This is a genomic window from Arthrobacter sp. TJ-178, from assembly GCF_058269275.1.
Map to the genome: position 1 here is coordinate 1,076,965 of NZ_JBZCNK010000001.1, position 11,436 is coordinate 1,088,400.

Sequence of the window (11,436 nt, forward strand, 5' to 3'; positions counted from 1 at the left end):
TACAGCGGACGGGTATCCGTCCTACTCCATTTTGGCACCGCCGCGGCCGGTGCCCTCCTCGGAGTCATTGCCGGAGCGATCTGCTGCGGCCTGCGCGGAGGTGTCGGCAGCGTTGCTTTCATCCGCTGCTGCGGGTCCGGAGCTACCCGGGTTCTCGGGCTGGGAGGCCCACCAGGTCCGGAGCGTCTCGGCTGCCTCAGCCTCCGTGGAAGGGCCCTTTTCCATCCGCTCTTCCAGCAGGAACCGGTAGGCGCGGCCCACCACGGGACCCGGCCGGATGCCGAGCAGGGCCATGATCTGTTCACCGTCCAGGTCAGGGCGGATCGCAGCCAGTTCCTCCTGTTCCGCGAGCGCCGTGATGCGTGCTTCCAGATCGTCATACGCAAAAGCCAGGCGGTCGGCCTTGCGCCGGTTGCGGGTGGTGACATCGGAACGGGTCAGCCGGTGCAGGCGCTGCAGCAGGGGCCCGGCGTCGTTGACGTAACGGCGGACGGCGGAGTCGGTCCAGTCGGCGTCGCCGTAGCCGTAGAACCGCATGTGCAGCTCCACCAGCCGGGACACGGCCTTGATGGTGTCATTGTCAAAGCGCAGCGCCTTCATCCGCTTGGCGGTCAGCTTGGAGCCAACGGCGTCGTGATGCAGGAAGCTCACCGAGCCGTTGGGCTCAAAGCGGCGCGTGGCCGGCTTGCCGACGTCGTGCATCAGTGCCGCGAACCGCAGCACAAAATCGGGTCCCGGGACCGCGCCGTCGGCGTCCGTCTCATGGCTGCAGGCCTGGCGCAGCACCGTCAGCGAGTGCTGATAGACATCCTTGTGGCGGTGGTGCTCATCGATCTCCAGTTTCAGGGCGGACACCTCCGGCAGGACGTGTTCGGCCAGCCCGCTTTCCACCAACAGGTCAATTCCGGTCCACGGAGCCTTGCCCTTGATCAGTTTCACCAGCTCATCGCGGACGCGTTCGGCGGAAATGATGGTGATCCGCCCGGCCATGTCCTTCATGGCCGCGAAAACCTCCGGCGCCACGTTCACTTCCAGCTGGGAGGCAAAACGGGCCGCGCGCATCATGCGCAGCGGGTCGTCGGAGAACGACGTCGAGGGGGCGCCGGGGGTGCGCACCAGCCCTGCCTGCAGATCCCTTGCTCCGCCGAACGGATCCACCAGCTCCATGGACGGCAGGCGCAGGGCCATCGCATTCATGGTGAAGTCCCGGCGGAACAGGTCGTCTTCGAGCTTGTCGCCGAACGCCACCTCGGGTTTCCGCGACTCCGGATCATAGGCGTCGGCCCGGTAGGTGGTGATTTCTATCTGGAAACCGTCCTTGCGCATTCCGATGGTTCCAAAGGCGCGGCCGATCTCCCAGTAGGTATCGCACCAGCGGCGGATGATGCCGATGATGTCATCCGGGCGGGCGTTGGTGGTGAAATCAAGGTCCGGGGAGACGCGTCCCAGGAACAGGTCCCGCACCGGCCCGCCCACCAGGGAGAGTTCATACCCCGCCGCTTGGAACAACTCCCCCAGGTCGCCGACAACGGAGGGAAGGGGAGTTTTCAGGACCGAGCTGTCAAAAAGGTGCGCCATAGTGCTTTAAGCGTGCCAGATAAAAGGCCGGAAGACGCACAGCGGACGCCCCGCGGGAACCGGACACGCCGGGCATTGCCGCTTCTGCTCCGGGGTGCTCCTGCACAGTCATCATCCCCGGACAAAGATCGTTAGAGTGGTCCTATGGCCCATCCCGTACCGAGCGCACCCAAGCGAACCCCGTTGACGGCGTCAATGGGCAGCGCCGGCGCGCATCCGGTGCAGCCTTCCCTTCCCACGGTGGAAGAGGTTTCCGCCGGAGGCATTGTGGTGGATTCCACTTCCCCCCAACTTCCCGTGGCCATTATTGCCCGCCTCAACCGCGGCGGACGGCTCGAATGGTGCCTGCCCAAGGGTCATCCGGAGAATGACGAAGACAGCCGCGAAGCTGCCGTCCGGGAGATCGCCGAGGAGACCGGCATCGAAGGCCAAATTCTGACCGCCCTGGGCAGTATCGACTATTGGTTCACGGTGAGCGGTCACCGCGTGCACAAAACCGTGCACCACTTCCTGCTCACCGCCACCGGCGGCCGCCTCACGATTGAAAACGACCCGGACCATGAGGCCGTGGACGTGGCCTGGGTGCCGCTGGCGGAGCTCGGCAAGCGGCTCTCTTTCCCGAACGAGCGGCGCATCGCCGACCTCGCGCGGGAAATTCTTCCCCGCTACCTCTGATCCCGCCTGCGGAACCCCCGGTTTAAGCGCCGCACGGTTGGAGTGAGAACATAGGGACACCATGGCCGAAAAGATAATCGCTCCCAGCACCGCGCGTTCCAGCGCCGTCATGGCAGCTGGAACCCTGTTGTCCCGCGTACTGGGCCTTGTCCGGACAGCGCTGCTGGCCGTTGCCATCGGCAACACCGGCCTGGTGACGGACATCTTCAGCTCTGCCAATGTGCTGCCCAACTTCATCTACCTGCTGCTGGCCGGCGGCGTGTTCAATGCCGTCCTGGTCCCGCAGATCATCAAGGCCAGCAAACGGCCCGACCGCGGCCGCGAATATGTTTCCGCCATCATGACCCTGAGCCTTGTCGGACTGGGCATCGTGGCTTTGGGGGCAACCCTCGCCGCACCGTGGATCCTTCGGCTGGTGACGGGGCTCAATGAGTCCCAGCTCCCCCTGGCCACCGCCTTTGCCTACTGGCTGTTTCCGCAGATCTTCTTCTACGGCGCCTACGCCGTCATCGGTCAGACACTCAACGCCAACGGCCGTTTTGGTGCCTATATGTGGGCTCCCGTGGTCAACAACGTGGTGGCCATTGGCGGGCTGGTGCTGTTCATCGCCCTGATAGGACGCCAGGAAACCAACAACTTCACGCCGGACAACTGGACCACCTCGGCAACCGTTCTGCTGGCCGGCAGCACCACCCTGGGCATTGTGCTGCAGGCCGCGGTGCTGCTCATTCCGCTGCGGAAACTCGGACTGGGCCTGCGGCTGAGCTTCCGGCTGCGGGGCATCGGCCTGCGGCAGACCGGCAAAGTCGCCAAGTGGACCATCATCACGATGCTGGTGGGCAACGGCGCCTACCTGGTCTACACAAAGGTGGCCACCATCGCCTCCGGTGCCCGTCCGGTGTACGAGGCAATGAACCCGCCGGAAATCATCGCGGGCCATTTGAACCTGGAAACCGCCTCCATGTTCTACATGATTCCGCACTCCGTGATTACGCTGTCTCTGGCCACGGTGCTGTTCAACCAGATGTCCCACGCCTTCACCGAGGGAAACCTGAGCGTGGTCCGGGAAACCATTTCCTCCGGCCTGCGCGCCATCGGCGTGGCAACCATATTCTGCTCCGCCGTCCTGGTGGTGCTCGCCGGACCCATCAGCATGTGGTTCAGCGGCGGTTCCAACGCCTCTGCCGCCGTCCAGGGGCAGGTCCTGGTACTCCTGGCGGTCAGCGCACCCTTCCTGAGCGCCACGTTCCTCATGAACCGTGCCTTTTACGCGGATGAGGACGGCAAAACCCCGATGATCATGCAGATCATCCTGTCCGTTTTCGGCATCGCCCTGGCCCTGGGAGCCGCGGCACTGCCCGCCAACCGGATCGTCTTCGGCCTGGCCATCGCCTATTCCCTGGGCAACGTGGCGGGAGTGATCGTCAGCCACATTTTCCTGACCCGGAAGCTGGGCCATTACGGCGCAGGGGAAATCTTCGACGTCCATGTCCGGATGACGCTTGCCGCCCTGGGCTGCGCCGTCGTCGGATCCGTGGCGCTGGCAGCGCTTGGCGGCTACTCGGCGGATGGATTCGCCTGGTCCTCCCTCACCGGTTCCCTAGTGGCACTCCTGGTCTGCGGGGCCCTGATGGCGGTGTCCTACTTCCTCATGCTGCGCGCCCTCAAGGTAAATGAACTGGATGCCTTCCTCAAACCCATCCTGGCGAAGGTCCGCCGCTAGGCGCGCCTTTCACCTCCCCGGAAACCTCTGCCGGGCACCGCGTGCCTACTAAACGTATTGCCAATTTCCGCGGGTAGCATGGGTTAAGAATGTGATGCAGTCCTGTCACCAAGCATGCGCAAGGCAGTCCGCAGTAACCAGAACGCAGTAATTTTGCCGTTTCCATGGGAGGAACACGTGCCACAGCCGGTAGACGTAGGCTCAACGCTCGGAGGCCGCTACAAGGTGACCGCCCAGGTGCTGGCCTCAGCGGAGAATGACATGGTCCTCGACGGCGTGGACCTGGTGCTCAACCGTGCCGTCAGCATCCTCCTTGCCGCGCCGGAAAACACCGCCCAGGTCAGCGCCAGCGCCCGTGAAGTCGCCACCGGCGAACGGGACAGCAACGTCCAGATCCTTGACCTGGGCATAAGCGACGGCCGCACCTATCTGGTCACCAGCAACGCCAACGCCGTGGATTTGCTGGATCTGGTCATTGAACGGGACGCCCCGTACGTCGAGCCTTTCTTTACCGACACTCTCGGATCCGAGATCTTTGGGATGCCCCGTTCCCGGGAGCCGGAGAACGAGGATGACGATATGTATGCGGAGGAGCCCCAGGAGCGCGCTCCCCGCAAGCCCCGGCTTACCGGCCGCCCGCTGCCCAAACTGTCCAAGTTCGGCCGGGGCGGTGCCGCCGCCGGCGCACCCGCCGGGGCAGCCCTTGCGGGAGCCGAAGAGGTCTCTGCTGAGCGTGATCTGGAGTTCGGTGACGCCGCTGATGCTCCGGCCGAAGCCGCCACCGGAGCGGCAACCATACCGCCGCCGCCGTCCAAGCGTTCCCTCCCGGGTGCTCCCGCTTCGGATGAGGACAGCGCTCCGGCCACCGGGCAGAACCCGAAGGTTTCACGGTGGACTGAAAACGACTATTCAGAGGACTACCCGGCCGCCGGGAAAGCCGACGTCCCGCAGGCCTCCACCAAGGCGGCAGGACGGGACGGTTCCCGCCGAGCGGCGTCCTTCCCAGCGTCTGCTGTCACTGCAAGCGCCGGATCCGGCGGGGACAACACCGGGGACTTTGACGAGGATTATGACGAGAACGGCGACGAGGCTTCAGGCCGCGGAACCCGAACCTTCAGCCGGGTGCTCGTAGGGGCCGTCCTGACGCTGGTTTTGATAGCTGCCGTAGTTCTCGCGGTGGGCACGCTGGGCGGTATCAAGAACGATCCCCAGGCAGATACGAGTACGACCCCCTCCGCCACGGCGCCCGTGGAAGCTGCTCCGGCCGAGACACCGGCACCGGAAGCCGAGGTGGCCGCCCCGGCACCCGTTACTGCCGGGGTCAGCCGCCTGGTGCCCGCCAACCCCGCCCTTGATGCGGAAAACGACGGGGCGCTTCCCAAAATCCTGGACGGCAATGACGCCACCTACTGGTCCAGTTACGAATACGCCAATGACACCTTCGGCGGGTACGCCCCCAACCTGGCGCTCGTCGTCGAGCTGGAGGAGAACGCGGCGATCAACAAGATCGACATCACTCAGCTCAACGGCACCGGCGGCAGCTTCTCCGTGCTGCTCAACGATGCCCCCACCCTGGAAGGTGCCACCACCGTGGCTGAGACCGGCTTCGCCGGCCCCACCACCAGCATTCAGGTGCCTAAAACCGACGGTGAAACGGCCACGGCACAGTACGTGATCGTCAACTTCACTCAGCTGCCGCGTCTGAGCGGGATGCAGGCTGCTTACCCGTACGGCCTGCGGATCGCTGAAATCGCCGTTTCCTAACCCCCAAGCCTTTGGGGATCGGGCCGGGAACACCCCCGACCCGGTCCCCGGACGTGTGCCGAACGTGCAGCCGGAATAAGCTGGAGCCTGAAACGGTTGTGACCACTGATCCCGAAGTAAGCACACGGCACTGCGGTTCGTTCGGATCGCGCCGAATTACTTGAGTTTCAACAGGAAGAGGAACACCTAACCGTGAGCATCGAAACCCCCGCAGCCGCCGACGGCGTGCGCGACGTCATCATTGTCGGTTCCGGTCCGTCCGGTTACACCGCAGCCGTTTACACGGCCCGCGCCAACCTCAACCCGCTGCTGATAGCAAGCTCGGTCACTGCCGGCGGTGAGCTGATGAACACCACCGACGTGGAGAACTTCCCCGGCTTCCCTGAAGGAGTCATGGGCCCGGATCTGATGGCCCAGTTCGAAAAGCAGGCGGCCCGCTTCGGCACCGAAATCCTGTTTGAGGACGTCACCTCCCTGGAGCTCGACGGCGATATCAAGAAGGTGACCATCGGCACCGGAGAGACCTTCCTGGCGCGCGCCGTCATCATCTCCACCGGATCCGCATACCGGGAGCTGGGCCTGGAGGACGAGAAGCGCCTGTCCGGCCGCGGCGTCAGCTGGTGTGCCACCTGCGACGGCTTCTTCTTCAAGGGCCAGGACATCGCCGTAATCGGCGGCGGGGACTCCGCGCTGGAAGAAGCGCTGTTCCTGACCAAGTTCGCCTCCAGCGTGACCGTGGTCCACCGCCGTTCCACGTTGCGTGCCTCCAAGATCATGCAGGACCGCGCCCTCTCCCACGAGAAGATCCGTTTTGTCTGGGACTCGGAAGTTGCCGGGATCCACGGCGAGGACAAGGTCACCGGCCTGCGGCTGCGCAACACCGTGGACGGTACCGAGTCCGACCTCGCCGTCACCGGCGTCTTCGTGGCCATCGGCAACGATCCCCGCACTGAGCTGGTCAAGGGACAGCTGGAACTGACCAGCGAAGGCACCATTGCCGTCGCGGGCCGTACGTCCAAGACGTCCCTGCCCGGCGTGTTCGCCGCCGGTGACGTTATTGACCCCACCTACCGGCAGGCGATCACTGCGTCCGGCTCCGGTTGTGTGGCAGCGGTCGACGTCGAACACTACCTGGCGGATCTGGGCGACTCGGTATCCACCGCTGCGGAGGTTCCCACCCCGCCGGCGGAAGCCGTGTCCGAAAACGCTTCACTCTAAAGTTTTAAACACTGTTAGGAGCAACACATGAGCAACGCAAAAGATGTAACCGACGCCTCATTCGGGGCTGATGTCCTCACCGCTGACAAGCCGGTCATTGTGGATTTCTGGGCTGAATGGTGCGGCCCCTGCCGCATGCTCTCCCCGATCCTCGACGATATCGCGGCTCAGTACGCGGACAAGGTCAATGTCGTCAAGGTGAACGTGGATGACAACCCCGCCATCGCGGCCAAGTACGGCATCACCTCCATTCCGGCCGTATATGTCTTCCAGGACGGTGAGGTTGCCGCTACGTCTATCGGCGCCAAGCCCAAGCAGGTCCTGGAACAGGAATTTGCGGCCTTCCTGAAGTAAGACACAAACACCATGCACTCGGCAGGAGAATCCTTGCGGAGAATGGACGCCAGCCGGCGTGTGGTAGCGCTTCGCGAAGCGCTGCTGCGCGCCGGCATCTCCATGTCCTACCTGGCTCCGGACTCCGTTAACAACCCCACCCTTTTTGACGACCATGTGGACGCTGCTGTCCGGTCCTTCCAGCAGAGCCGCGGCCTCATTGTCGACGGCGTTGCTGGTCCGGATACCCTGCGGGCCGTGGCCGAGGCGCAATTCCGTTTCGGGGACCGCACCCTCGCCCTCGTCGAAGGTGAACCGCCGGCACGCGGGGACGACGTTGCCGAACTGCAGCGTCATCTCTCACACCTGGGCTTCTACTACGGCCACATTGACGGCGAATTCAATGTTCGTACGCGCTACGCCGTCGCTGAGCTGCAGCACAATCTTGGCATTCCGGGCACCGGCGTCTGTGATGCGGACACCATGCGGGCCATGGCACGCGTTAATCGCGCCATCACTCCCAGCCAGGCTTTTGCCTTGCGGGACTATGAACGGCTGGACCGTTCCACGGCTGCGTTGCGCGGGCGGCTGATCGCCCTGAGCACCGGAGGCTCGGAGCTTGCCTCTCCCCATGCCGTCGAACGCCTCACCTCCCAGCCCCTGACCGAGGCCCTCGTTGCCGCGGACATTGGCCAGCGCGTGGAGCGCATCCTGCGTGAATTCGGCGCAGGTGTGGTCAACCGCTCTTCCACCAGCATCCCCGTGGACGGCGCCCGTGAAACCGTTCCAAGCCTCAGCCTGGACCTTCACTGCGACTGGCTGGACCAGCAGGCAGCGTCGGGTATCGCGGCGTACTACTGGGGTCTGCCGGGTACAGGCGAAGCACGCTCCCCCATCGGGCACAGGACAGCCATCCTGCTCATGAAGGAACTTGCTGCGCGGACAGGCATGGAAAATCTGGGTGTTCACGGACGTACCTGGGACACCCTGAAGCTGTCAGGAATTCCCTCGGTAGGCCTGGACCTGGGCTACCTCAGCAATCGCTCGGATGCGGAGCGCCTGGCGGATCCGGTATTCCGGCAGACCGTGGCGGACTCAATCGTCATCGGTATCCAGCGGCTTTACCTGCTGGAAGAAGAGGACCAGCCCACGGGTACTCTCGCCTTGGATGATGTGCTGAAATTCAATCCGATGGAAGAGCCTGCAGCGGAGCGGGTTTCCGGCGTGTAAGTACTGCCAGGCCTCTTCTCCGAGGCGCATAACCGGTTAAGACCGGCCTCAAGGTTGATTTTCGACGCTCTGAGGCCGGTCTTTCTGTTTTATTTCCAATTCGGTGACCTGATGTGCAGTGGGCAGCATGCCGTATGAGCGTTAAAGAAATAGCGGCGGATACGCCAACAGTCTTGGAGCGGGGACGGCATAGTGCCCAGTTCCTCCGGCACGGTACGCCAAATAACAGGTACATCAATGGTCCTCACCCATTATGTCTGTGCCCAAGCGACGGTCCTTTTTGTGTGCTGCCACCCTCTGTGTCAGAGTGTTCGTCCGCGGTGCCGAAGCCAGGCTTCCAATGGGGAAGGGCGGAGCATCGCGCACATTTAGTACGTCTGCGCTCCGCTCACGCTTGTAAGTTGTTCCTCACCCCAAAAACTGTCGCCGGCGAATCTTCTCCAAGGAGACCGCTCCGGATGTGACTCATCGCCGCATTCGTTGGTATTCGCCCCTGGACTGCTCCACTACGAGCGGCAGTGCTGCAACTGCTGGGTGTCCGCGGCTATTCGGCATTCGAACAGATCCATAAGTCGTATTCGGGGGGGTGAACGGGTCTACAGCCGTGGCAACACTGTTCCGGGACGATTCACCCAATATGTGAAACTCATGATCGATTTCATCGGAGTACCTCGATTGGTCCGGGTTCACCCCATTGGTATTGCACCAGTGATAAGCGCTGTGGCCTCGAGCATTACTGTTGATCCCCTGGGTTACCCGCAGAATTTCCGGTCCGTATCTGATGCCCTTCACTGAGGGTCCGGCAGGGTCGCCACGTCTTATCCGGCATCCGAATCCGTGCTGGTTTCGGTCAGAAGCGTCCTTTGACGCAGCCTCATGGCGCAGAACGAGTTGACCGCCAATGTCCCCGAAAGCCTCAGGACGGATTGGTAGCCGACGATTGTTTCTTATGTTTCTTCTGTTTGTTCTGTTCATGCGACTCCGCGGCCTCCGTGACCTCTGGGAGACGCCGGTGTGTGGATGTTTCACGTGAAACAGGTAAACGTCTGGCGGGTTGCCGGCGGCTGTGTTCCAGCCCAGGAGTCTGCTTACAGATGTGACCGCAGTCGACGAGCAAATGCAGGACAATATAGGTTTGCGGGGCCCCCGTGTAACCAGGTCCCACGGTCGCCGTTCTCGGCACATATTCGTTTGCTGTTCAAGTTAGTCGGCAAACAGTAAGGAATAACAAGAAACAGCCTATATAAAAAGGTTGTTAAAAACCTCGGGCACCAGTTACTCGACGTCAACCCAGCATTTCTTCGCATGCACCCCCAGACGTGACACTGCCCACAGGCCGGCCAGTCCAAGACAGAATGGGTTCGGTGGGCATTGGTATCGCCCGGGAACATGTGGGAAAAATGCCAGCGTGAGTCGGGTGGGTAATCTCGAGACGGAAAGTCACCAACCGGGGATTGAGGCGGAAGAGTTTCAGCGGGACGGAACCCACACCGGCTGATCACGCACACCGGATTTAGACCTATAAGCAACAGAAGCACTGCTCAGTACATCCGAGAACCTACATCCGGAAGAGTCGAATCGACGTGGCAACGAGGAACACTTCCATCTGCATTGGGGAATTGGGGAACCACGTGCCGAGCCGCGGGACCACTAACGGTTCGACGGGACACGATGGAGGCGACACGGCAGAAACCAGTTGCTGTTAGTCTCCCTTGAAGTTCAACCAAGCCACGGTCTGGAAAGAGTTTTCATAGCGAGCCACACTCAGCGACATTCGGCGTCAATCGGCGACATTCAGCGAGATTCGGCGAGATACGGGTATCCCCAGGGGAAATGAGCCCTAATCAGAGGTTGCATGTCCCCTCACGAACTACTGCAGGATCCTCCAACACCACTGTCAGGGGAGGGCTGCTCTCGCCGACCACACGCTCCTGACTCCCTGTGATACTTGGGTGTTTCACGTGAAACAGTGACGGTCGGCATGGTGGTCCAGTCGATCCGGCACACCCAAGGCCAGCCTCGGCGCCACACGAGCTGCTGTTGATATGCATGTCCCGGGTTGTTTGATGCGAGTTGTGTAGGCGCGAGTGCACTGAACTCACAACGCTTTGCAGTCCTGGAAGTCCTGGAAGTCCTGGAAGAGCATAGGGGCACTTGCGCAGGCACTGCGCTCGACCTCATTGCGGCTGTTCGGGCGACAACAGCTTGGCATGCACACTTCGGCCCACCGGGAGGGGCGACATAGACTATGGCGGCCCACAGATGACCCGATCATGAAATCGCCGTAGTCTGAGATTTTAAACCATGGGTCTGTGATGTTTCACGTGAAACAGCCTTGGCGTCCCAGCGGTCCCACGGCACCCTCCCCTGGGAGCTCATCCATCGCCTTCAGGAGCTGCAGGAGGAACCGGCCGATACATGCTCGGCTCCGCCACCCTGGTTCATTACTTCGCATTCTCACCTGCTGTGGTGCAACGGCCTGCAGCATGGTCTTCTTCACGGCACTGATATCAGGCGCTTAGAAGACCACTTCCTCTCGTAGATAAACCCCAATTGCTTGTGCTCCCTGTCTCGGAACCGCATCGGCAGGCTTGGCCGGGCGATTCCCTCTTAGCCGAGACCAGCGATGCACACTTCGGAGTTACCGTCCGGACGCAATTCCGTTGGCTGACGGCAGTTACGTCCAACGTTTATCTATGTGCCCCACCCTATGGGAGTTTATATCCATCGCTGAGGAGACTGCAGTCTGGTCTGTACCGTCTGCGCGGTCCCGAGTCTCGAGTCCCGAGTCCCGAGTCTCGAGTCCCGAGTCTCGAGTCCCGAGTCCCGAGTCCCGAGTCCCGAGTCCCGAGTCCCGAGTCCCGAGTCCCGAGTCCCGAGTCCCGAGTCCCGAGTCCCGAGTCCCGAGTCCCGAA

7 protein-coding genes are annotated in these 11,436 nt (G+C 62.4%); 6 read left to right on the plus strand and 1 reads right to left on the minus strand.

Annotated features, from left to right (window positions below; translation table 11 throughout):
- Window positions 1-21: 21 nt before the first annotated feature.
- Window positions 22-1,578 carry a CCA tRNA nucleotidyltransferase gene (locus tag AC4D2Q_RS05150; RefSeq protein WP_490945515.1) on the minus strand — a complete coding sequence of 519 codons (1,557 nt, stop codon included), beginning with the start codon at window positions 1,576-1,578 and terminating at the stop codon, window positions 22-24.
- Window positions 1,579-1,722: 144 nt separating this feature from the next.
- Here AC4D2Q_RS05150 and AC4D2Q_RS05155 point away from each other — a divergent pair, with 144 nt between their 5' ends.
- The 6 genes from AC4D2Q_RS05155 (at window position 1,723) to AC4D2Q_RS05180 (ending at window position 8,521) form a co-directional block, all read left to right on the plus strand.
- The gene (locus tag AC4D2Q_RS05155; RefSeq protein ID WP_490945516.1) at window positions 1,723-2,253 is read left to right on the plus strand and encodes an NUDIX hydrolase; all 531 of its coding nucleotides are present in this window, start codon (window positions 1,723-1,725) and stop codon (window positions 2,251-2,253) included.
- A gap of 61 nt (window positions 2,254-2,314) precedes the next feature.
- The gene (gene murJ, locus AC4D2Q_RS05160) at window positions 2,315-3,976 is read left to right on the plus strand and encodes a murein biosynthesis integral membrane protein MurJ (RefSeq protein ID WP_490945517.1); all 1,662 of its coding nucleotides are present in this window, start codon (window positions 2,315-2,317) and stop codon (window positions 3,974-3,976) included.
- 177 nt (window positions 3,977-4,153) lie between these two features.
- Window positions 4,154-5,740 (plus strand): ABC transporter substrate-binding protein, encoded by a 1,587-nt coding sequence (locus AC4D2Q_RS05165; RefSeq protein ID WP_490945518.1) that lies wholly within the window; start codon window positions 4,154-4,156, stop codon window positions 5,738-5,740.
- 198 nt (window positions 5,741-5,938) lie between these two features.
- Complete coding sequence (gene trxB / locus AC4D2Q_RS05170; protein ID WP_490945711.1) at window positions 5,939-6,958, plus strand: thioredoxin-disulfide reductase; 1,020 nt, start codon at window positions 5,939-5,941, stop codon at window positions 6,956-6,958.
- Window positions 6,959-6,985: 27 nt separating this feature from the next.
- Window positions 6,986-7,312, plus strand: coding sequence for a thioredoxin (gene trxA, locus AC4D2Q_RS05175; protein WP_400930196.1), 327 nt, complete (start codon window positions 6,986-6,988; stop codon window positions 7,310-7,312).
- Window positions 7,313-7,354: 42 nt separating this feature from the next.
- On the plus strand, window positions 7,355-8,521 hold the full coding sequence (locus tag AC4D2Q_RS05180) for a peptidoglycan-binding protein (RefSeq protein WP_490945519.1): 1,167 nt from the start codon (window positions 7,355-7,357) through the stop codon (window positions 8,519-8,521).
- The last annotated feature ends 2,915 nt before the right edge of the window (window positions 8,522-11,436 follow it).